Consider the following 24,830-nt stretch of genomic DNA (forward strand, 5'->3'; position numbering starts at 1 on the left):
ACAAACGCGTGCTTATAAGAAACACGCGTTTTACTTACTCTAAACCACACCGTTAGGTGAGAAAAAAACTCATTGCTCTTCATCATAGATAAATAAATCTTTTATTTTTCCCCAAAAGTTTTGGCCGAGAATGAATAGGCTAATAAAAAACAATAGATCTAAAAATAAAATATAAAAATATAAATTCTTTTGCATGGAGATTGGCAAAAAATAACTGATATAGGGCAACAGGAAACCCAGTACTAAAGATATTGAAAAAAATGTGATCCCAATTCGAAATCGTAGTCGACTATTAACGGTTGGAACTGAATTTTTTAACCAAAAAAGGATGCGTGATTTAAGATAGCTATAGCCTTCAGTACCTAAAATAATCACAGCAAGCAACATACCAAATTCAGGGATGCCAAAAATTAACAGGCCGGAAATAACCGTTTTCATAGAAGAGGATATGTTTAATTCCATGATTAGAGGTACTGAAAAGGGTACTAAAAATGAAATCATTAAAATGATAAAGCCCAAAAATAACTTTGTTTTCGAGATGGTACTGCCAGCCTTCGTTCCTTCTTTCATTATGACCTCATTTCTCAACAAATAATTCTTTACTTGTATATAGGTTAGCACTTTTTTTAATTGGAATAACAAGCCTTTGTTGCTGCGTTCTAATCTCATGTCTCATTTCATATTCTTTTGACTAGGTTGTCTATCAATCCAAGGCAAGATCAATCTATACTAGTTAAAAATGGATTCTAAATTTTAACTATTTTTAACAAACTTAAACGTTCCTCTAATCAATGCAAAAAACGTACATCAATAAAAAGGATGAAGATGATGAATCTAAGGACTAAGTATGTCATTGCTGTCCTGTCCATTTGGCTTGTCCTGTTTGGGGCAAGTTTTTTCATTGCGAAAAAACTCATTGTTACTGATTTTGAACACCTTGAATACAGCGATGCTGTAGAAGCAAGCCAAAGAGTTGCGCGTACGGTTATTTCAGACTCACAGTATATCGATGTGTTGATTGCTGATTTGGCTTATTGGGATGATACCTATAACTACATACAAAAACCTAACAATGAATATATCAACACGAATTATGCTGAGGACTTTTTTAAAGATAAAAATATTAATGAAGTGATTTTTCTGTCAATGGATGGCAATGTCATTTGGTCTCAAGGATATAATTTACAGACAAATAAATTTTATCCAATTGATCCAAGCGTATTGGATTACTTTAAAAAAAATGCATTATCGCTGATTAAATATAAAGAGAAATACAATAATTCAGGTAACAATGCGGTGGGTATATCCGGTTTTTTACAACTGCCTTCGCAGCCCTATCCTGGTTATTATGTTGTTAACTACACGGATGATTCTAATGAAAATAAGGACCCCAATGGATTTATAATTTTTGGAAAAACGCTAACTCCAGAGTTTCTTAAAAAAATAGGCCATAAATTAGATTATACGATTTCTGTGCAGGCACCATCTATTCTTGCAACAACTCCGGAAGGGAAAAAAGAGTTAGCAGAAATGATTGATAGCGGTAGCTCTTATGTTGAACCAATTAACAATCAACGTTTAGCTGTTTATAGCCTACTTAAGGATTTTGAATTTAAACCAATAGGATTATTACGTACTGATTTATCAAGAGATATGCATCAAAGCATACAAAAAGCAGCAGTTAGAAATCAAACCTTGTTGTTTATTGTCTCTATGGTGGGATTATTATTAATTGCAATCTTAATTTACCTATTATTTAGAAAACAAGAACGCATTACTAATTCATTTGAGCGATTTGTTCCTCATGAGTTTCTTGAATTATTAAACAAAAAAAATATTCTTGAAGTGGCGCTTGGGGATAATTTAAAACATACCATTGCTGTATTGTTTTTAGATATTAGAAATTTTACAACAATATCTGAAAGCTTAACCCCACAAGGAAATTTTGATTTTGTGAACTCGGTGCTTAAGCAGTTGTCCCCAATAATTGTTGAACATCAAGGATTTATTGATAAATTTGTGGGTGACGCGATCATGGCACTCTTTCCTGGAGAGACGTGTGCCGATGATGCAGTGAATTCAGCAGTAGCCATTTTAAAAAAACTTACTGTATTAAATAAAACCAACTCATGGCTTTTTGCCTCTCAAGAAGTGCATGTAGGCATAGGAATTAACTCAGGTGCATTAATGCTGGGCATTGTTGGGGAGACAAATCGTCTGGAAAGTACGGTGATTGGTGATGTAGTGAATACCGCTGCACGCATAGAGTCCATGACAAAAACATATGAGCAAAATATCCTGATCAGTGAAAGTGTTTACCAAGCGATGAAACGTCCTGAACGACATGAATTTATTGATATAGGCGAGGTCACAATGAAGGGCAAACTAATGCCCGTAAAACTGTATGGTGTGCATGAAAAAGAATCATAATATGACGTGTGCTAAGTACGCCGAAAATTTTAGAGGGTTTAAAGCCATTATGTAGTGGAGTACCTGTTTTATGCCAACGCCTGCCAGTAAGTTAGAGTCTAAAGATGATTCTAAAAAAGTACTACAAAATAAGCCCATTTCTGGGGATACATGTTTCTGTGACCAGATTTACAAGTTGGCAAAAAATCCTAATAGAAATGAAGCCAAAATAGCGATTAATGAAATACTTCTTTTGGCTGCTATTGATGTACATCATGTCACAATGAATGATACAGCTGTGAGTAAATTAGCAGCTGAAGGTGATGTAGAGGCCGTTAATTTTTTAAGAAAAGAATTCAATGCTTCATTGTTGTGGATGGCATAAGGTTATGCTTGCGGTGGACATGTGGCGGAAGCAAATAAAGTCTTAGCGTTAGTGCGGAATTCTGCTGACCGATTCTTATTGTTGCAGCAAATGGCAGTTGGCTATGCTCGCGGCGGGCATGTGACGGCAGCAAATAACGTCTTAGTGTTAGCGCAGAATGCTGCTGAGCGACTTACATTGTCAAAAACAATTGCTGCTAATTTGTCGCAAATTGTGTTTGTTACTGAACGCGATGCATTGCAAACACTGGCAACATTCCATTCGGATTTCCAATACACCATTGCCTCTGAACTAAAAGAATCTGCAGCAAAAATAGACGTAGTCCACTTAGTTCCCAAAGCAACAAAACTAAATACGCTCATGAAGGCCCAGGAACTTAATTTTAATCAAGCTATGGGTTGGCTACAGCCAGAGATGCAAGTATGGCTTTTACAAGGGCCACAACTGATTAAGAATAAAAAATTAGCTGCAGCCATGTTTTTATCGGTATCGACTTATTTAACGTCTAATTCAATACCCGAAATGGTCGATCTTTCCAATAAATTATCTGCCACTACATGCCGTGATCGTTTCTTTAAAAATTTGCAGTCGCATCATCTTATACTTGCAAACGATTTAACTGCTGCTCCCTCAAAAAATGCGCCACTTGCACCAGCTGCTTGAAAATGGGGAAGGACCTGAACCGTCCCCATTTTGCTGATCAGCGGAAGTGTTGACCAATCAATGAAACGACTCGAACGATAGCAAGCCTTGCTCGGGCCTTGGCTGACAATTCCCTAATTAGGATTGTAATCATGTCAATTAGTGAATACACTAATTTCCCCATTTTTTATAAAGGATTATAAGTGTTTTCCAAATTAACAAATACAATTTTATCTCTCTCTATTTTTGGAACATCTGCTTTCGCAGGTACCATGGGCGCCGCACCTAACCCTCAAGGTTTTTTTATTGGCGTAGGTGGAAATTACAACTCATTAAGAATTCAGCAAGATTCATGGGGTCTAGGAATTTCGAGTTTATATATTGATGGCGTGTACAACTCAACTGGGATTGCCCAAGGTAACGCTGCTCCATTTAAAAATAAGAGCCAAAATTTAGCACCGGAAGTTCAGGCTGGGTATTTAAGAAACTATAATGACAGTGTTTATTATGGGATTAAATTTACTTATCAATATCTTGGTGGTATAGCAACTAATCGTGATGTTTACCTTCCTCAAACCGGTGTGCTTACTAGTGCATCAGGTACTACGAGCCCTATGTTTGGATATGCAATTGCTGATTCTGTTGAAACAACCATTAACCATGATATGAATTTATTCGCTTTAATTGGCAAACAATTTGGCAATAAAAGCATATATTTAGGTGGTGGACCTTCATTAATCAGTCTGCAATCGCAAAACTATAATTCCATAGGTTATGCCATTATCAATGGTGAAACTCTTAATGTAACCGGTTTGGTAAATTATGGTTCGCCTACCATGTGGGCATGGGGTGGTGGTGCTCAAATTGGAGCGTCCTATTTTATTACCCCTTCATGGTTTATCGATGCGTCTTATACTTTTTCAGCTTTAGGAGGCCGTGTAAGTCGACATGAACAGTCATTTACTAATACATCGACAATGAATGGTGATAACCTCTTAACAACAGGAATACTGGCAACAAAAGATACTTTTAAAACGACATTGTTGCAATCTGTAAATGTTTCCATTAATAGAATGTTTGATCTTTAAGGGATGCGATAGGAAATTTGCAGCAGCGCTTCTATTAGACCCGGTTGCAAGCCAACCGGGTCACGCGTGTTCAAGGCATTTCAACTCTTGTGTTACCATTAGAGATGCCTGATCATTCAATAATGGAAGTGCTATGCATGTTGTTTTTTTGTTTTTATTCTTCGTATATACAGTTGCTTTTGCTTCTTTACCTAATATTCCTGATAATTCACATGATAGAATTGTATCTTTACCGGGCTTTGGTACGCTTAAGAATATAGAGTATGCAGGCTATCTTCCTCTTGCGACTTCTGCTTGTTCAAAACTAAAATGTAATGCTGCACCAGGTAATTTATTCTATTGGTATGTTGAAAATAGAGCCCATAATGCTGATGCACCGCTGGTATTATGGCTAAATGGCGGTCCTGGAGCAGCGTCACTGTATGGTTTTTTTATGGAAAATGGTCCTTATGCCATTAACAAAGATGGCACGTTATCAGAGCGTCATTATTCTTGGAGCCAAAAAGCCAATTATTTAGTCATTGATCAACCTGCTGGCGTTGGTTTTTCTTATGGGGAGCCTCATACGTTTTCAAATGAGTCAGAAGCAATCGATCAATTATATGTTGCACTTAAGACTTTTTTTGAGCAGCATCCTGAGCTTGAATCGAAACCATTTTATTTGGCCGGTGAATCCTATGCTGGAAAATATTTGCCTCAATTAGCCATGCGAATTATTTCTGAAACAGGGACGACCCCCAAAATTAATTTAAAAGGACTGTTAATTGGGGATGCCTGGGTTAATCCTCGTCTGCAACAACGTGCTAATGCTGATTTTGCTTATTCACATGGTCTTATTGACCGTCAAGTTCGAGACCAAGTATTAAAATTATATGATTTATGTACAAAAGAAATAGAAAAAACCATGCCATCAAGTCGCAAAGCAAACCAGGTTTGTATGAAAATGCAGGAATTAATTGAGAAAGAAAGTGGTGGACTTAATCTGGCTAATATTGCCAAAGGTGCAGAACCTGATGATACGCTAATGATTCATTATTTAAATAAACCTGAAGTTCGTCATGCTTTGCATATCGATAAGCGTGTTCAACAATTTAATACTTTTAGTAAACAAGTAGCAGATCAGCTTGAAATTGGCGAACAGGATTCTGTTGCCGATTTATATCCTAAAATCCTTGCCAAGGGCATTCGGGTATTGATTTATAATGGTCTAGAAGATGGAAAGGACTCAAACTTTATAAGTACTGAATTATGGCTTTCTGCACTCAAATGGCCATTCAAAAATGAATTTGCTCATGCAGCGACCTGTGTATGGCATACAGATGGCAAAGTGGCTGGTTATGCTAAAACCGCAGGCGGCTTAACCCAGGTTAAGGTGCGTAATGCAGGGCATCTTGCGCCTATTGATCAACCGGCGAGATTATTTGGCTTATTTAATCATTTCATCAGTAATAAACCCTTGTGTTAAATCTTGATTGAATCGAACTGTAGCCTGGTTGCGTAGGTTACACATCCACTTGTCTGCCAATTTCTACGACTGAATCGGGGGTCATTTGAAAGTATTCACTTTCATGTAATGCATTACGCTGCATGAAGGCGTAGAGCTTACCTATCCAGGTAGGCAATCTATGTTTTCCCTTCTCACGTGAGATAATTCTTGCGTGGCCGACATAGTAGGTCATGTCATCGAGAGCAAGAGCTTTTTTACTAATGACTTGTCTAATCACTCTAGGTACATTCGGACGCTCCATAAATCCATAGGAGGCAACCGCTCGCCAGACGTTAGGATAAATTTCCTTTAAGGTGATTCGCTCGCTGCTTTTTACCCAAGGAATTGACTTGGTTTCCACCTTTAAAATAAAAACATTTTTCTGCAAAGCACGATTCTGCCTGACATGCCATATCAACGCCGAAGGTGCACCCTCAGATGTGCGGGTGAGAAAAACAGCGGCACCTGGCACTCGGGCAATTTGTTCATCTGCGATATGGGTCATAAAGGTATTGATGGGAACTACCACCTCACTAAGCCGTTTTGCAACGGCTTTTGTTCCGGTATGCCAAATAAGCATAATCCCATACACAAAAACAGCGAAAATAATCGGCACATAGCCACCTTCCATAAATTTTGACAAATTGGCGCCGAAAAAAGCAGTATCTATGATTAAGAAGGTACCGACAATTATTCCAGTTTTTAGGATACCCCAATTCCATATTTCACGCGAGGCGATAAATAGTAGTGCTGATGTTGCCAGCATCGTTGCCGATACGGCAATACCATAAGCTGCGGCCAGATTATCTGATTTTCTAAATCCTATAATAAGACCAACGGTTGCTATCATAAGCAACCAGTTGGCAACGCCAATATAGATTTGTCCATATCCTTCACAAGAGGTTTGCGTGATACGCAATCTGGGTAGCCATCCTAACTGGATCGCTTGACGCGTCATGGAAAATGTACCGCTAATAATTGACTGGCTGGCGATAATTGTTGCAATGGTTGCTAATATCACCAGAGGTATCAAGCAGGTGGAAGGGCATAGTCGATAAAATATATTATCTGATAAGGGCACACCTTCGAGCACTAATGCTGCTTGTCCGGCATAGTTAAGGACAAGGCTAGGAAATACAAGCCCCAACCATGCAAAGCGAATGGGCTTTGCACCAAAGTGCCCCATGTCTGCATAGAGGGCTTCCGCTCCAGTGACACACAAAAATACGCCTCCGAGTACCAGAAATCCTTTGATGCCATGGGAAAATAGAAAATGAAGCCCATAATATGGATTAAGTGCTTTCAGCACTGAGGGATGCTGAATAATACCCCATAATCCTAAAACACTCAGCGTGATAAACCATAGCCCCATTACTGGCCCAAAAATCTTCCCAATCTTAGCGGTTCCTTTGAACTGAATGGCAAACAGCGCAATGAGAATGGTAACCGATAAGGGTAAAACATAGGGAGAAAGGGAGGGGGTAATGATATTTAAACCTTCTAGTGCAGAGAGGACTGAGATTGCCGGAGTAATGGCACCATCACCGTATATCAGTGCGGCCCCAAACAATCCCATAGCAACGATAATAGGCCTAGTATGAAGCTTGATACCCAGTAAAGACATTAAAGCTAAAATGCCTCCTTCTCCATCGTTATCAATACCCATGGCAAAATAAACATATTTAATTGTGGTGATAATGATAAGGGTCCATACAATCAATGACAGCGAGCCTAGTATTGCATTGGTGTTGAGATGACCATCAATGAGTGTTAATACTGTTTTGAAGGTATAAAGTGGGCTTGTGCCAATATCGCCAAAAACGATACCCAAAGCTGAAAAGCTCAGTAAGGCTAAACTGGAGTTTGGAACTGAATTTTTCATCATTTATAATTTATCCAAATATTGGGTTAAATTACCGTTCTAAGGCAAAAACGAATTTGATTTTAAAGTAGGTATCAATTTAATAAAAAAATTATATTAAAATCAGTGTGGTTTTAATATAGCGTTTTAATGACAACATCAAAAATAGCCAACGGCCGTTGAAAATATTTAGATACTGCCTTAAAAATAAGCGCGTTTTTAAAGACAGTATCTATAGTGTATATTTTTTGAGTCACCTGAATCATGATTTAGTATGGCTGGTCCCATCGACACAAGTGCAAGTACCACTTTTAGTGGTAATATCAATGATACAAGACTTCATGCCCTGATGTGCTTGACAAAAACGACCACATTTTCCTTGTTGGGTGGTATGACACATCTTTGTTTGATCTGCTACAGCTAAAATAGGACTAAAGTACAGGGTAAAGCTAAGCACAGCAATTAACGGTTTAATAAACATTTTTTCCTCCTGAATCAATATTAATCATCATTATTATAGTGGATTAATCATTTTAAGGGATATCTGATATTACAAATGCATTCTCTAATACGGCTGGTTGAATCGTCAAGAAAGCACCACCAGACGGGGGACGTTTGATATGGCCGTACGTGTAGAACATGATGGGAAAGGCACTGCCCACTTACTTAGGCTTAAAGAGAGAACTTAAAATAGCTGTATTCGACTCCTGTGGCATTGCTTCCATACGGGGTGTCACCAAAAGGAGTGAGAGCTGCGAGACAGCAGATGTTTACAATAGGCAATTTCTTGTCAAAGTTGAACTTGGATGCAAGGTTGGCACTTCAATCAATTTGAATCGACTTTGATCAGCAAGAGCCTGTTGCTCCCAATAATTGAGAAAATTTATAAGCGATTTATATTGTGTAGAATCTGTATCTCGTACGTTTTGGTAATCTCTTTGGCAAGAATATCTGCATAACGTTCTGAGACATCGGTGAAGCCATCGAGGCATGCAATGGCGGGATCATTGAGAAAATGCCGTACTACAAGTATCGCGGATTCAGACAGTTGGGAGGCAATTCGTTCAAGGTAGTTCCTTGCCATTGCCTGTGGAAAATAAGAGGGAGCATTTGAGAAAGAAATAAATCCATTTTTGGTTTTACTCTTTTCTATAACGGAAATAATATCGTCTTGAACATAACTGATCTGAGTTGTTAACAGCGCCTCTTTTGCTTTCTGAAACAGGAGTGGATCACATTCTGCTGGAAGTGCTTCGGGAAATATAATTTTTCCATAAAAAATCAATTGTAGGATGTAATTTTCTCTAGCCAAGGTATTGAAAAACATCTCGTCAAAAATCTTTTTATAAAGCTGATAAAAACTGATGTTTGGGTCGACTTGCGGGAATATATTGGGTTTTACTTTCCAGGTGATTCGCATCAACACAGCATAAATTCGCAAAAAGCAGTGCCACGCTTTTTGGGGAAATTGCTGAGCATAATAAGCTTTTTGTTCTTCCAACGTGACACAATCAAAAATTTTTAAGCCCTTTTTTCCTACGAATTTCTGGATAAATAGGCTAAATTTGCGCACGCTTTGTTCCCACTTTCCAGAATAAAGAAGTGGTTTCCAGGACGTGTTGCTAAATAAATTTAAAAAAAAGTCCTTAGCGGCGGGACTCAAAGTCACTAATTTCTTAAAAAGAGCTTCCCTATTTTGCGCAGAATCGCTGGCACTGGGGTAACCAAAAAATTGAATGAATTCGTCGCGGCTCAAGTGTCGTACACTTTCTACTCTTAATTCAGTCAGGTACAGCTGTTCTACAGAAAGATCGACACAAACAAGTTCTTTAGGCGACTTGGTCAGTAGCGGCACAATTCTGCTGCCACTGCCTGCAATCGCGATGACTCGCTCTGTATTATCAGGAAGAAGCTCTGCTTCAACGAGCGAATCCTCATTAGTTAATGTGTATACCAACCCGTTAAAATGTGCTTGTCCCATAATTTATATTTCCGCTTCGCTTAAAGATCGCTAGTCAATATCCAATCCCAGTTGTGTAGTTTTTTCCCATGATTCAGTAAGGTGATCGTAGACGAAGGTACAAGCTGCATCTGTTCCAGTTCTGCGACTAGAGGATCTGTTGATACAGCACAAAACATGTGGATATGATCCTCTTGAGGCTCACGTTCATGTCCAGTTGTTTCTCCAAGATCGCCAAACTGAGCATGCAAAACCGGAATTCTACTTTGATCGTGCGTCAGAATCAGATCTTTGATTCCTTCCAGTGATAGAAATCGTACTGCTCCTCGATGCTGCTCTAAAAGGGGCTGAGCTTTTTGCATGGCAGCGTGATCTAAGGAAAATAGGTTAATCTGAGTATCTGCTCTTACGGGTACCCACTTAAACCGCTGAGAAAGTTTTTTGATTCGATTACCACCTGAAGCAGGGTTCATCGAAATACCAAAACCATTCCAACAGATCAGGAAGTGTCGCAAATAAATTTGGTACGCCATCTTAATGGGTAAGTGCCGACCACGATAATCCGGATGAATTTTCAGATCGCCATAGTACCAAATTTTTTTTAAACCCATATGGGATGGAAGCGTTCTCAAAACCGTTGCAACTACTCCAGCAACCCGATCTTTGTCGACGAGTACGTAATAATAGAGTGTTCCTAGTCGCTCAAAAAAAGCAAAATAGTCTTCACCATGATCAATTTTAAAAAAATGCGCTCCGTAGGGATAAGTCACTTCACGCTCTAAATCGAGGATTTGTTCAAGATAAAGCGTTTTATTTTCGGGAGTTAAACGCACTAATTTCATAGTCAATTAAGCCTCTTGTACTTGCTTTTCCTCTTTCGCAAAGTGATGATTTGCAAAACCTTCCCGAAGCCAACGTCTGCTGCGTGCACGAAAGAGTCCTTCATATAATCCATTAAAAAGTGTGGCTCCCAAACGTAGTCCTTGCGCAATCGCATCGCGTGCTTGAAGATCTGTATTCCAGGCTGTTCGCAGAATGGCAAAGAAGTCTTCTGCGTGTTTAATATCTAATTTTTCATGAAGGTCATAATGAATGAGCTGGCTGGAAGTGATCCATCCCCGTTCGACCACGCTACGTCCGATAAAAAACGAAATATCAGAAAACATTCTTTCGATGATTCCCATTGTACCAACTCCAATCAAATAGTTATCGGAGTTGCATACGCCTTCAAGCGTTGAATTAAAAATTCGCAATTCTGGCCATAAGACACGTGACTGCACCTCTGTAAAAGTACATCCATCTAATCGCTGCAGAAAAGTCAGAAAGGTGAATTTATGAAATCGCTCACTATCTCCTTCACCATGTTCTTCCCATACATTTCTCAAAATTCCAAGTCTTTGTTCGGGGCAAGGAATCTTGGATACCAAGGCAGCCATGGGGCGGGCAAAAAATTCAACAGCAGAATAAAATTGGATTTGTGTTTCGACAAAATCACTTTTATCAAAAGTCCCGTTATGCAGATGTATAAAATAAGGATTATTCAAATAATTGGTTTCGCGGAGAACTTGTTCGATTAACTGATTCATATTTATCCTACTTTTACGGCACAATTGATTTGTGAATAAAATAAACTTCGATCGCTTGCTAGTAATTCAGCGCTTTCCTCGCGTAAAAGCTCAAAATGACCAGAAAAGTATTGCATAAAATCTTTTTGGTTATTGAGCTGGCGTGTCAGCAATCGTGCTCCGGGTTTCATTTCACGATTGAGGCGATTTGCAAGGCTCTCAATTTTGTCCTCATCCATCCAATCAAAAATATTAGAAAGGTTTACCAGATCAAATGAGTGAAAATTTTCGACCTTATCAATCGTATTATTAATAAACTCGAAGCGATATTCTGGTGCTGGAGCCAAGAGGTAATAAGGAAGGCAAATCTCTTGGTCGACATAATGTCCCAAAAAAATATGATGAATGAAATAGTTGCGATACCTGTTTTCTTTTTCTAGCCCGTGCTCGATAACCTTTCTGAAATATTGTGGATAGGAACCTTTGGGCGCATGTTGCACTGCCTCGGGCCCAAACATGGCTTCGAGAAAATTGTGATGAAAAAACAAATCAAAGGCAACCTGCCAATATTTGTGTTCAAACAGCATGCTTCTCACTCGAGAGGCATGATTTAAAGGTTGGGTCAGAAGATCCTTTAATTCTTCGGCATTCAAAATAAACTCAGTAATAAAGTTTCTGAACGAACGGAACAGAGATTCAAAATTTCCACCCTCATTGAGGCCAGACAAAGCATTATTTTCTACATTAAAAGACGCTTTTCTTTCTGTCGCAGACGCTTTTTTTAAGGCGTGCATTTTTTCTTGTATTAATTGAATTTGCGCAGGATTAGGATCGACTAAAGTGAACTTCAGATGAGGAAAGTAAGCTTGTAATGAAAGTGCAGTACAACCTCCTGACGCAATGAGTAAAACCTCCTTTGCATTTGAGGAGAGAATGACTTTTCTCTCAATTTCAGGATCTTCTCTAACTACTGAAAATTGAAGGGGATTACGTTTGACCATACTTGAGCTATAGCCTCCATATTGATCGATTGAGTGACAAATAATTCGCCAGGCTGAGCATTGTATATATCAAGAACACTTCTGTCAATAAACGAATTTTTTTTATAACTCATTGAATTTATGTTAATTTATTTCTGTCATTTCCACACAGACGGGAATCCATCTCTAAATGGTTAGCTGTAGCTCAATCGCTTGATCATATGGAGTATTAATGTCTACACCATAGGTATCTTGTCCAAATTTTCTTAGAGTCTCCCAGGAAGTTGGAAATTTATGGGGATCAAATATGTGGAAGAAACGATATATCATTGAGCCGCGGATTATTTCACCTTTGTCATTGGTTGTTATATCGAAATGAAGTTGCAACGGCGTTTTAAATTGCTCTACTCGTGCTAAAAAGTCTTTTAATGACCCAGCTTCTTTAGTGTAGGTGACGAGGGATTTTTTAAGCGCTTGCCAATTGTCTTGCTGTTGCTCAGTTCTGGCTTTGGTTAAATCAGCCTCGAATTGTATGGGGTCAAAGTGATTTGTTTCCATAGCTGATTTAGCTTCGCCAGATTCAGGTACTACAACTGGTGGCGATTCTTTTTTCAAAGCCACTCGCCCAATTTTTCCTATATCCGGTAAACCAGAATAGGGGATAGGCTTTTCTCCTGATAAAACAAGTTCTAGGTTTCTGAATTGATGAAATGCTTTGTGTAATCTTATTTGTTCTTCTTTGTTTCGATAGGTAATATTTTTTAAAAAGTCATTTTCCTCTTTATACATTTTAAGCAAATAAGTATCATAACCCAAACTATGGTGATTAAAGATTTTATCAACGATTTTTCTGGCATACTCTGCTGCGGTAAGTTCTATGCTAGAGCATACTTGTTTCGTCCTATAAGATGATGCCTCCCTTTCCTCCTTAGTTTGAGTAAATGTAGCTTTAACTTTAGGGTCTGCTCCATTTGCGACTAAGGCTTGAATGATTGCAAGATGCTTATTCATCGATAGAACGGGGTCATCTATTGCTTGCGCCATATTTTCAACATAGAAGTGCAATACAGACATGTTTTGTGCGTATACTTCTCCTATACTATAAGAAGACTCTTTGAAGGGGGCTACAAGAGGATGACCGTTAATCGTTTTATTAAATTCTAAGCCCTTCTCTTTGAGTTTGGGTAAGAGTTTTAGAATATCCAATTGCCACAATCGATTTTCGCTGCGATCAAATAATTGAAAGAGCAAATAATTGGGTTTAATTTGCGCCTGATGATTTAAAGTTTTTGCATCTGCTTTATCTAAAAAGTTAGCAAACAGTTTGGGATACCCGTTCATCATTGCGAGCATCAAGGGCGTATAACCATTAGTGTTGGTCGCATAGTGAGATGCACCATGTTGGAAGAGTAAATCAAGAACAGCCAATATTGCCTCTTCTTTGACATTCTCGATAAAAATTCCAGCTGTGATTGCTTGTATGATTGCGGGTGCGCTATTCGAATCCAATGTTTTGGGGCTGGCTCCCAATCTCAGTAAGTATTCTAATATCTCGAGCGAGTTTTTCTGGCCCTTAAGTACGGCGTGGATCGCTGGACGAAGAATACTCAAGTGCCTAATATCACCTGCTTTTTGGACATTACCAGCCGCATATAATACCTCTTGAACCAAATCCATACGGCCTGCTGCAATTGCTACGTGTATGGGTAATTCATTGACATACTGTTTTTGGGGAATTAAATTGGCTTGTTTAAATTTTTCAAACAACGGTTCATGACTAGTGAGTTTGTTCCAGGTGAATAGAGGGCTTTCTTTATCTGTTGTCAGCCATTCAAATAGTGGTGCCGTTTCTTTGCTAGAAAATCGTTCAAAATAATTCTTTGCGAGAAGATCTGCCGCAGATGGCATATCAGGTTTTGGCTTAAAGAATGGATCTGCACCAAGGCGTATTAGAGATTGAAACGCTGGTAGAGAGGCTGCGTCTATTGTGGCTTCAAGTGGGGTGTGTACAGAATAAGAATGCTCATAGAATAGATCCAGTGTCTTGTATTTTTTTAGGACTTTCCCAGCTCGGCTGGCGATCTCTTTTAATTGCCTCGCTATATCTTTATCTTTTTTATGTTTAATACCTACAATCGCTTGCATTAATTCTTTTCTGGACATGAGTGTTCCTAATCCTTAAGTTAATAAAAAAGTTAGAGATTAATCAGTAGTCTTAACAGGGAAATCAATTTTTTAATATTGATGTACACTTTATCATCAATGGTGGGAAGGCTCAACGACAGTGGATTTATGCCTCACAGCATGTTGTCTGCCCAGAAAAGCTCATGCTTTTGATAAGCAACGCATTTTCGGGCACGCATACGTTTAGGGGAATAGATCGTGGGTTTACTGATTAGCTACCATTCGTAATCTTTATAGCAAGGGTACTTGGAGGGTATTCCGTTTTTTCTCGCATGTCTTGCAGACTTTTAAAGAAATTAAAAGTCCAATTATTATCTTGATAAGACGCAGTGCAGCGTCCAGACGTTGTCCCTGCATCTCGTTCAAGAAATCCTTTGGCGGTATCCGAATCTGCGATATTAACCAGGGCATGAATTGGATTGGATGCATCCTTCTTAACAAGGCAAACGCCTTCATTTAAACCTACATCCTTAAAATCACAATTAACGATATTATATTTTGTGCTGCTGCCCAGTGCACGAACAAGTAATTGAATATCAGCAACTTGGGTGCTTACGCTAATTTCAAAGATCGCTTTTTCCTTATTGTAGGAGATGCTGACATTCTTGCTATTTAATGTTTTATCATGTTCTTGTATTAGCTTTAAAATTGCTTTTTTTTCATTGATGGCATTAGTTTTTTTCCCAGTACATGATAATGAAATGAGATACTTCACGTTCTGTTTTGTTTTGGGTTCTAATTCCGATTTAAAATCGGTCACTGCATCTTGCATCGCAACTACATGCTCTGCTGAAGCCAAACAAGAAACGGGTAATTTTGGCGCTTTTGCAACTCTTGAAATAAGAAAATGATCTTTATCTACCTTTGTTTTCTTTACCATGGAGGCATTGATTTCGACTTTTTTCCCCTCGAAGAGATACGCTGAATAGCCTGATTCTCGGCTTGTACTGGCAGGGGTGGTTGAATGCCTCTTCATAAAGTCATCGATTTTTTTTTGTTCACCCTCGTCTTCTATGAGAGTAATTTTCCTTCTAATTTCTCTGTAGTAGTGCTGTTCACGTTTTTCTAAATCAAGCCTTCTCTTCAAGATTTCATTACTCCAAATTACATGATGAACAATATTTGATCAGTATTGTAATGGAATAAGATTAAGAAATTATTAACAGAAAATTTTTTAAAAGTCCGGATTAGGCGGGGCTGTAATCCGGACATGGTGCCTATAAAAAAGCTTATGGCCTTAAGAATCGCTCTACTGCACCCAAACTATATTGTATTTTTTTTTGTAAACTCTTTTTCTAAAACTGCATCACTTTTGCTTTTTTCACTCTTAAACAGAGAATAATATTTTCTTGCTTTTGTCGAAGAGGTCCAAGCATCTTCTTTATCCTGGCCTAACTGTAAAAAAGCACTTTTAGCTTCTAGATATTTCCCATTTTTTTGTGCCTTTTCTATAACTGCCAATTGTTCGGCTACAGTTTCTGGAATTGCCCTTTCTTTACCACGCACTTTTACTGTATGGGGATTCCATTGAAAACCAACCTGCCAATCGTTAGCAAGCAGATACTGTTTCGCTTTATCCAAAAAGAGTTTGGCTTTATATTCTTCGGATGCTTCAATTGTATTTGTGTAACGAGTTACTTGCTCCAGTAGGGCAGAAATTTGGGGAAGATAATCACCATCAGGCTTTTCTTTTAAATTGAGTGCTCTATTTTGGTATGGAGCAATTTGGGCTAAGTCAGAACATATAGCTTTCACAACAGGCAATGCGTCATAGGTTCTGATGACGTTTAACTTGTCTTTTTTGTTAGGATCCATTTTGACTAGACGTTCTTCAACAAACGCTAAAATAGATTCTAAAGAAGGAGCTATCGAATCCCAGGCATTCTCATTAATACGACGCTTAATCACCTCTTCCAACTGTTGCATAACAAACAGTTCGTATTGCTCCGCTATAAACCCTTTATTAAAAAGATCTATTGCTTGCAGAGTCGGATGAATCGCTTGCAGATAAACATGAGGTTTTTCTGTTATAGATTCTATATAAACTTGTGAGCGGGTTTTATCATGATCTACTTGGAACTGTACTTGTGCTCCCTCTATCTTCAACTGATCGATATGTCCGTCGGCTATTTTTTGAATCATTAAGTTGAGTAGCTTTGCTTCAGAACTTAAGAACGTTGGTGACACGCCGCGTGAAAATTTCGCATCTCTTGCAATAATTTTATCAGCTTGCCCCTGTAGCTTGGTTAACTCCTCTTGAAATTGCAGAAGCGGAGGAGGAGAGGTGATGAGTTCTTTAAGCTTTTGATGCATTGCTTTTAAAGCTTGGTCCGTGCCGCGATAATAGCCTGTCACAAAATCGTCTTGTAATGCTTTGGGTAATTGGGCGAAGCGCTCAATGGCCGCCTCAAAAAATTGCTCCATATAGCGTTTCTGGTCTGCTTCCTCTGAACTTAGCTCGTGTAATTTGGCCAGTATCGTGGACATGCTTACATGCAATACAATGGGAGTATGCCGAAATTCTTGTTTTGCAAAATCAGGAATGGTGTTTAAGTAGGCCTTCAATGTTTTATTGATAGCTTTGGGGCCATACGCTTTAGGGGAATGGGTTTTGTCGTCGTTTAAGTATGCGATGACACCATTATAGGCACCCATCTCATAATTCAAATCAACCATGTAGCGCGATGAGTCTTGCTCGTGCTCATTTAACTTAATTGGTCGATAATTACTGTGTTGACGCGCTTGATCTACAAGATCTCGGTCCGCTTCAAAGAATACGATATCTTCTTCTTTTAAAACAGCACTGAGTTCATACTCTGATTTTTGGACAGCAAGTCTTTCTTGATAAAATGCGTCGATTTGTGAGACATACCTTCTAAAATATTCTCGACCGACATTAATTCTTTGTATCGCTTCAGCTGATTCCTGGAGAACAGTATATTTTTTCTGCAGAACCTCGGGTTTATGAGCATCAAAGATAAGATCTTTTAATATGGTTTGTAATGAAGGTTTAGGGTTTGTAAGCGACTTAGATTGCATGATGATTTTTGCTAATTTAAACAGCTCAGCCCAAATTGCTGCTCTTTCTATAAAATCAGGAATCTTTATGTTCTTTGTTAACTCAGGGTTTTTAAAATCCTTTAAAATGCCCCCTTCAACTGCATGATAATAACTGTCCAGGTCTTTAAACCCATGAGAATGTCTAATGACGTCTAAATTTAAGAGTTTATTTGAAGTTAATCTCAGTGCAACGGATTTTTCTTTTAAAGAAACAATTTCTGATTGTAATTTCCTAATCGTTGCTTCTAATCGTTCCTTTTTTTCCTGATCTGCTTTTTGTGTCAGGTCTACAGGTATTTGGCTTTTGAGGCGTTCAATTTCTTGTTGCAGTGCAGCAACTTTGTTTTGAAAATATTTAACTACGGTTTCTTTTTCTTGGCGTAAAGGAACAGCGTTTAAAAAAGTCAACATATTCGAAATGTCAATCTTTGTTTCTTGCGCTATGATGGTTTTTAATTTGGTGATGAGCGCTTGTTCCTCAGCCAAAAGGGATGGACTATGATTGGTGGTGAGAACTACTTCTATATGATGTGCATTAGCATATTGTAGAACATGGATTAGTTCTCTTACTCGTTTTTGCTCGTTGATGCTCAAATCAGTGAGTACATCATCTATGTCAAATATAATAAGCTTGGGAGGTTTAGGAGGGGCAACCTTTCTAGGTATGTTTTTTTCAATATGCGATTCAAAATAATCAATTTCATCTAGAGTTGTTTGAGAAGCCCCAGCTTTTATGGCTTTAATTCTTAAAAGATTTTCTAGCGATTTACTGTATTTTTGTGCGGCTGATTCAAGTAGAAGTCTGTCTTTCGCATCGGGATCAACAACTTTGTTGATGCGCGTTTCTATTTGTTCCATCCATTGAGTCATCAACACATTTTGTTCATCACTGTTCAGATATTCTGATTTCAATGCGGCAAAGCGTTTTTTTAATTCCTTAAACTCAGGAGTTCCTAATTGAGCGTGTTTCTCTAAACGCAGGAAATCTTTCTCTAAATTTTCAAGCTGTGCTCTAAGAGCATTTGTCATAGTAATGAGAAGTGGAACATGTTTTGCAACCAATTGCATCACTTCTCGTCGTGCTTTCTCGTATTCCTCTGCAGTTGGGAATTCGGGGATTCGACTTAAATCAATTTTTTCTGGTATTGGTCGTTCATAAGTTGCTGCTAAATTAGTAATAGCCTCAAGTAGCTGATTAATCTCTTGAGCATAAAAACCCTTGGCATCCTCACCATAATACTCTCTTGGAAGCTCATTAATTACAGCATCTAATACCGCAAAACCTAAGCTCGCTACAAAATCATTGAGGTGTTGTTTTTTGGCGCTGGCTTGCGAAATGGCTAATTTAAATGGATGGGTGGTGTGTTCTCTGTTTCCTTGGAATAACTTATCCAAAGTTAAGAGTACTCCAGGTACCGCTATGTCATCTGTCTTCGTAAAATTAAATATGGTTTGCAGTGCAATAAATTGTTTTTTCAACACATTCCACTGTTGTGGACTCAGTTCATTAGTAACACTTAATTGACCTAATTGCTGATAAATCAGGTGCATTTTGGTAATAATAGCTGCTGGTTCTACTTCAAACTGCTCATAACCTAAAAGAAGTAATTGTTCTATGACTTTGCTGCGTTGTATTAACTCAGCATCAAGCGCTTCATAATCATCAATTTCTACTTTTTCTAATAGCTCGATACGTTGTTTACAGCGTTCGTATTCTTTTCTTAAATTTTCAAACGATGATTTTGTGAATCTTTTCGGATCGTGTTGGGTAATTGCAGTCAATATATCAGTCAGTTTTCTAGCAACATTGTTTTTTACATCAATGCAAACTAATAACCGGTCTTCCTTCGGACAATTTCTTAAATAGGCATCTTGTAGACGTGCAACAAATAAAGATCCATATTTTGTTAATTGTTCTCGCTCTTCTCGGGTTTGCTCAGCAGCAGCAGTTGCAATTAAAGCTAATTCTCGACAAATTCCCTGATAGCCTCCTCTTTGAGACTGTAAGTCAAAAAATAACTCTAACTCATTAAGGTCTCGCTGTTCATTAAATATGTGTAGTAAGAACTCGGTAGCGTTTTTAATCGAAGTGAATGAAGTTCTAGTCGATGAGCGAGCAATAATTGGGTTTTGGCAAACTGCTCTAACCCAGGCGTCTAATTGCCCAGAGGGAGTTGAACTTAAGTCTTGATGTTTTTTCAGCAAGTCGAAAAGAGCGGGGTGCTCTTCTTTAACTAATTTTTTAGATGTGCCAATCTGCTGAAGACACTTATCTATTTCTTGTTTTAATAAAGTACTATAAATGACATAAAGCTCGAGATTTTCTGCGTCGAGAGAGGCAACTTCAGCGCTCTCTGTACTCATCTGTGCGATTAGTTCTGCATGATTTGCTTGTTTGTATTGCGGATTCAATGAGGCCAATAGATAGGCGATTTGCTTGCTACATCCTTTTCCATCTCGGCAATGCGTGTGAATATTTTGTCCAAGAGCAGCGGTCATACCTATTTTTTGGACATAGGCTAATTCTTCTGCAGTTAACTTCAAGGGTTGTTGATCTTGAATAGGAAAATGATGCACTTGGATGGGCTTATTGCCATTGATACTGATTTCATAAGTGATAAATCGACCTACTTTTGCAATTGGATGCGAAGTAATATGAATGTCTTTAAGCTCAGGAATATTAGGAAGCTTTACGCGTCCAGAGGCATCAGGTATGAAATAGTTAATAAAATCATTATCTGAACCTTCTTGCATCGAAGCATAGGGACGCACGCTCCCCATAGCAAAAACATGAGTCACGTTATTGGCGAGTAAGTTATTTAAATATCTGGCGATATCTCGCTGTGCTTCGTAAAGTTCTGGATGCTCGGAAGGGGTAAGTGACCTGGCTGCAGAGGGGCCTGGTGAAATAGAAACGTTGATGTCTTTAAATTTAAAATAGCCCATTCCTAGCAATTGCTTGGCGGGGGTAGCAAGCTCCATGCCTAAGGGATTAGTCAGTTTAAACTCTTTAGATGCTGTCCCAAATTCAGCAAAACACGCTTTAGCTAATCCCCGTGCAGGTGGATGAGACTGAAGGTACGCGAGTTCTGTTTTTAATGCTTCTTTTCTGCTGCGTACGCTTGGACCTCCATTTTCTAAGGTTTGAAGTTCAGCTTCGAGCATCATCGCTTTGTTATTGTTTTCGTAAGTGAGGTCTTGGATTACAGAACTAATAACCGATTCAAAAATGATCATTTCTCGAAATGAGAGGTGGCTAAGGCCATAAGATTCCAAGCGCGTTTTTATTTTACTCTCTTCAAACTGGATCTCATATTGTGCTGCAATGGCTTTATTTAAAGAACCGTCTGCCTTAAATACGCCATAGGTATCAAGCTCACGTAACGATGCGAACTGATGTGTTCCGAATGCACTTTTTATTTTGGCAATTTCTTTGTCAAGAACAACCTTGTCTATCTTAACTGGATTTGCGAGTTGTTTACCTAATTGCAGCAAAAACTCACGTTTATCTGCTTCTGCAAACGGAAGATCGCCTCGTTCAACTTCTGCGCGTGCGGCTAGCGGCGCTAATGGGCTGGCTTCTAATAACTTGGATATTCTACGACTTTCATGACGTAACACGTCTCCCTTATTACCCTGGCTATCCAGCACCGTGATCAGATCTTGATTGTAAACAGCACCTGGCGCACCAAGCACTTTCATTTTTCTATGGCTATAGGCGCAGGTGAAATCACCACAAGCATAACCATCTCGTTGCGGATGAATTGGGCCTGAGGTTGTAATCGTTATTTGATTCTCTTTTATGCCACATCTTTTTAACAAATCCAGAGATATATCTCTAAGTGCATCTGCGCCACTGGGTCCAAACGGGTCAAATAGTTCAAGCTGGTAGTTTTCGCCATCATTGGGTTTCGTTAAATAAAAGCCACGCCAATGTCCAGGACCAATTGGAATAAAAATATGCTTAATTTTTTTATCTTTAAGGGCTGTGACTAACCCTTCTTGCACTGCGTCAATGGAGCCTGAGTCGAAACGGTTGACTATGCCCAGTACTTCGATATTGCCGTAAGACTGAGGCATTAACAAGGTCATATCATGGTCTTGCAATTGATCGTGTAAACTGCGTTGATGAACAAATATTCGATCGTAAGAGCCTTGGTTACGGTGTTTGCGTTGATTTTCAACTCGTTCGCGGTCAAATATGTCGGTGATCCTAGAATAAATAGAAACAGCAACTTGCTGGAGCGTAGACTCGTCAAAAGGGGTTTCGAGTTGTTCACTGATGAAATTAATTACAGCATCACTTTGATGGCCTAAAGGCATATCATTAGCGGCAGAAAAATCATTAATAGCTGTTAAAAGTTGTTGTTTTTTTTTGTTTAATTTACGAAGTTTTTCACAACGTTCCGTTAGCTGTTTTAGACTCTTTTGTTTATACTCTAAACTTAATGCCATTCTACTGTTCCTCTAGGTGTACTTCGTTAGGCTAAAGACGGAGGACGTCCCACATTTGACCTTGTATTCTGAATCTCTTCGGGATATCTGTGTCAATCGCACCTTCTGTTACACAAATAAAGCCCATTAAAAACACATTTTAGCTCACTAATATTAAGGAAATATGAACAACTTATTAAAAAAAATATGGTACATTTTGGGTATTTTAAAGCCAAATAGTTTCCAGGTAAACACTTATGTCAATCAAGATGATTTTGAGGCTTATCACACTCAAGATATCTCTGTGTTTTAATAACAAATATTTGTGCATTTTACAATCTTATTGGCTATTTTTGACTAAACTTAGAGTATGGCGTTCTATATGGATTTAAAATGTCAGCTCCTTCAGAGATTATGACACTCTTATTTAAAGAGGCCGGTTTTATTTGTAATGCCAGTAGAAGCTTGAAAAGCCCTACAATGCTTGAGCGCACACAAGGAGGATTTCAAGTGGCGGCAGGGGCTACTGTGGGCGCCTCTCATATGCTTGAATTATTGGCAGTTGGCGGCAACGTTGCTCTAGAGGCTACAGGAATAGCTGGAAAAGCGCTAGGCATGGTTCCTTCTGCGATGAAATTTTGGAATCAACATTTGAGGGATGATTTAGGGCAATCGTTAGGGCTTCCTAAAGTAGATCAATCTACTTTCTACAAAAATCTCAATCAAAAACAACAGCCCACAACACAAAATTTACTTTTTAACTTTCATTCTATGTTACAAGGACTTGGACCGTCGCAGGCGGAAACGCTGCACAAAGTGGTATTAGGCGATATGTCTTTTTCCAGACGCCCTCCAGGGGTGATTGGTCTGAAACAAACAGGAGAGGCATTACGCGATTTACCTCCTGACAAAAGAGCAGAATTAGTTGAATTATTTAACCAGGCATGTATCCGCTCCCTTGAAAGTTCAAGCACGAAACAATCAGCAAGTTCTTTCTATTTAATCAGTGCGCTAATCGAAGTAGTACGACCTTCGATATTGAGTGAGTTGAAACAAAGATATCTGTCTGCTCATAAAATTACTCCCGAAACACAAAGGTTATTGGAGGCCGCTAATTTTCCAAATAATCTAAGGCATGCCTATTTATGGAAGCCGGAGTTTTTAGCCATTTGTGACCCCATGAAGCTGCAATTGGAAGCACAACGAATAAAAAGTGAAATAATACAAGAAAATGGGAATGGAAATTTGTTTACTGATGCAGAAATAGAGCAGGTTAACGAAGAAATGAGGGATTATATTGGCCAAGAGCCTGCCGTCTATAGTCATGTTGAAAAACAAAAATATGGTGATTTAGCAAAAAGTAAAATTTTTGCGAGGATGGAGCCTTTTTCTGTTCTTGCAGATAGTGCCGTAAAATATGCACATTTTATAGGGGAAATGAGGCGAAATGAGGAGAATCCGGATCCTCATGCAACTACTGATCTCAAATTTCATAGGATTCTTGAATTTCTTAATACCTGTGATCCAAATAGTTCATTGGCAAAAGAAGTCGATGCGATTCTAAAAAGCCCAGAAATATCTGGTGCTCTGAACCAAGCATTGAATCAATGTTATCAAAAATCGCTGCAGCATGTTTACGAGGGGTTGGCCCCATCTCAGGCTGAGGGAGAGGATTTAAGTCAATTACCTGAAGTAGCAGGTATTTCTTCACTGCCTGAAAATCCAGATGGGTCACTAAAAAGAGCAGACGCTCTCAAATTTTATAACGACCATTTAAACCATCCTGATAAGATAGGGCAAGTGATGGTTGAATTTAATAAAGAATTAGCAAATTTTAATAATCCAGCGCCTCAGGCCACCCAAGCAGTGAGTATGGCAAAGGTAGCCATCCTCATGGGGATGTTAGATCCACAAAAAGACATTAAAGAAGTTGAAGCGTATAAAAACATACTTATTGAGATGAGAGCGAGTTTGCAGCGAAAAATTAGCGAAATGCCAAATAATCGTGCATTTTCGGAGGCGTTTGAATTCGCGCAACGTGTATTAGATGAAATGACAATTGCAAGTTTCGTGAGTAGAGGTCAGCGCCTTGAGCACGACGATAAAACGAAAGGCAAAGCCAGTACCTTCACTAGTTTTATGTCCAAGGCTGCAAGTACTGTTGGAATCATTGCTCCTCCTTCTGCCGTTGTGACAGGACCCGTTGCTGCTGCTTTTGGTGGCTTAAGTGCATTAATTAATGCGCTAAAATATACTCCAGATAGCGCCAATGTCCGTGAATTATCCTCCATACTCTTAAACTCCAAAGAGCATTCCGACAGTTGTTATGAAGAAGCCATGGAGAAACTCAATGTCACAATCGGTGTCATCAAATCTCATCAGCTTAAAATAAAAAGCATATTGGCGAGTCATCCCCTTACTGAAAACCCAGAAGCATTGCGATGCATTGAAACTATTCTTGAAGCCTCTAAGGCTGGACTGACCTGCTTGGAAGTTGCAAAAAATCATTTGGAATTAAATATTGGCGAGTTCAAGCCAGAAGACTCTCAACCGGAGCAAATTGTGCAGCGGGCTATTGCTTATGAAGCAGCAATTAAGTCGGTTTTAAGTGATGCGGTGCAAACACACGAAGGTATTTCTACGGCGATTGATACGGAAATGAGAAAGCTCGAAGAATTAATTAAGCCTAAGTACGATGATTCACCCGCTTTAATGCATGTTTAGCTTACCGATTTATCCGTCCTCAACCAGTCCCCAGAGTTATTTTAGTTTCATT

The 24,830-nt window shown here is 38.8% G+C and carries 16 protein-coding genes; 6 read left to right on the forward strand and 10 right to left on the reverse strand.

The window, feature by feature from the left end; all coding sequences use genetic code 11:
• Positions 1-69 precede the first annotated feature (69 nt).
• Positions 70-570 (reverse strand): hypothetical protein, encoded by a 501-nt coding sequence (locus tag BGO44_RS06585; protein WP_273197813.1) that lies wholly within the window; start codon positions 568-570, stop codon positions 70-72.
• 255 nt (positions 571-825) lie between these two features.
• Between BGO44_RS06585 and BGO44_RS06590 the strand changes: the two genes are divergently transcribed.
• From BGO44_RS06590 to BGO44_RS06610, 5 genes are all read left to right on the forward strand, one after another.
• Positions 826-2,430, forward strand: a complete 1,605-nt coding sequence (locus tag BGO44_RS06590; protein ID WP_162264121.1) for an adenylate/guanylate cyclase domain-containing protein — start codon at positions 826-828, stop codon at positions 2,428-2,430.
• Positions 2,431-2,500: 70 nt separating this feature from the next.
• Entirely contained in the window at positions 2,501-2,794 is a 294-nt protein-coding gene (locus BGO44_RS06595; protein ID WP_273197811.1) for a hypothetical protein, read from the forward strand.
• 21 nt (positions 2,795-2,815) lie between these two features.
• The gene (locus BGO44_RS06600; RefSeq protein ID WP_058509726.1) at positions 2,816-3,457 is read left to right on the forward strand and encodes a hypothetical protein; all 642 of its coding nucleotides are present in this window, start codon (positions 2,816-2,818) and stop codon (positions 3,455-3,457) included.
• Positions 3,458-3,639: 182 nt separating this feature from the next.
• On the forward strand, positions 3,640-4,524 hold the full coding sequence (locus BGO44_RS06605) for an outer membrane protein (RefSeq protein ID WP_058509725.1): 885 nt from the start codon (positions 3,640-3,642) through the stop codon (positions 4,522-4,524).
• Between the two features lie 133 nt (positions 4,525-4,657).
• The gene (locus tag BGO44_RS06610) at positions 4,658-5,989 is read left to right on the forward strand and encodes a S10 family peptidase (protein WP_273197810.1); all 1,332 of its coding nucleotides are present in this window, start codon (positions 4,658-4,660) and stop codon (positions 5,987-5,989) included.
• A gap of 37 nt (positions 5,990-6,026) precedes the next feature.
• Here BGO44_RS06610 and BGO44_RS06615 read toward each other — a convergent pair whose 3' ends face one another.
• From BGO44_RS06615 to BGO44_RS06655, 9 genes are all read right to left on the reverse strand, one after another.
• A complete protein-coding gene (locus tag BGO44_RS06615) occupies positions 6,027-7,895 on the reverse strand; it encodes a potassium transporter Kup (protein WP_273197808.1) in 1,869 nt (622 codons plus the stop codon).
• Between the two features lie 238 nt (positions 7,896-8,133).
• Complete coding sequence (locus BGO44_RS06620; RefSeq protein ID WP_058509723.1) at positions 8,134-8,352, reverse strand: hypothetical protein; 219 nt, start codon at positions 8,350-8,352, stop codon at positions 8,134-8,136.
• 402 nt (positions 8,353-8,754) lie between these two features.
• Positions 8,755-9,852, reverse strand: a complete 1,098-nt coding sequence (locus BGO44_RS06625; RefSeq protein WP_273197806.1) for a DUF3419 family protein — start codon at positions 9,850-9,852, stop codon at positions 8,755-8,757.
• 20 nt (positions 9,853-9,872) lie between these two features.
• The gene (locus BGO44_RS06630; RefSeq protein WP_273197805.1) at positions 9,873-10,679 is read right to left on the reverse strand and encodes a hypothetical protein; all 807 of its coding nucleotides are present in this window, start codon (positions 10,677-10,679) and stop codon (positions 9,873-9,875) included.
• On the reverse strand, positions 10,680-11,417 hold the full coding sequence (locus BGO44_RS06635; protein WP_273197804.1) for an iron-containing redox enzyme family protein: 738 nt from the start codon (positions 11,415-11,417) through the stop codon (positions 10,680-10,682). It abuts the gene before it with no gap.
• 2 nt (positions 11,418-11,419) lie between these two features.
• Entirely contained in the window at positions 11,420-12,397 is a 978-nt protein-coding gene (locus BGO44_RS06640) for a DUF3419 family protein (RefSeq protein ID WP_273197803.1), read from the reverse strand.
• 165 nt (positions 12,398-12,562) lie between these two features.
• A complete protein-coding gene (locus BGO44_RS06645; RefSeq protein ID WP_273197802.1) occupies positions 12,563-14,539 on the reverse strand; it encodes an ankyrin repeat domain-containing protein in 1,977 nt (658 codons plus the stop codon).
• 232 nt (positions 14,540-14,771) lie between these two features.
• Complete coding sequence (locus tag BGO44_RS06650; RefSeq protein WP_273197801.1) at positions 14,772-15,647, reverse strand: hypothetical protein; 876 nt, start codon at positions 15,645-15,647, stop codon at positions 14,772-14,774.
• 176 nt (positions 15,648-15,823) lie between these two features.
• Entirely contained in the window at positions 15,824-22,075 is a 6,252-nt protein-coding gene (locus BGO44_RS06655) for a hypothetical protein (RefSeq protein ID WP_273197800.1), read from the reverse strand.
• Between the two features lie 372 nt (positions 22,076-22,447).
• Between BGO44_RS06655 and BGO44_RS06660 the strand changes: the two genes are divergently transcribed.
• Positions 22,448-24,778, forward strand: a complete 2,331-nt coding sequence (locus BGO44_RS06660; protein ID WP_273197799.1) for a hypothetical protein — start codon at positions 22,448-22,450, stop codon at positions 24,776-24,778.
• The last annotated feature ends 52 nt before the right edge of the window (positions 24,779-24,830 follow it).

It is taken from the genome of Legionella sp. 39-23 (assembly GCF_001897665.1).
Classification (GTDB): Bacteria; Pseudomonadota; Gammaproteobacteria; order Legionellales; family Legionellaceae; genus Legionella; species Legionella steelei.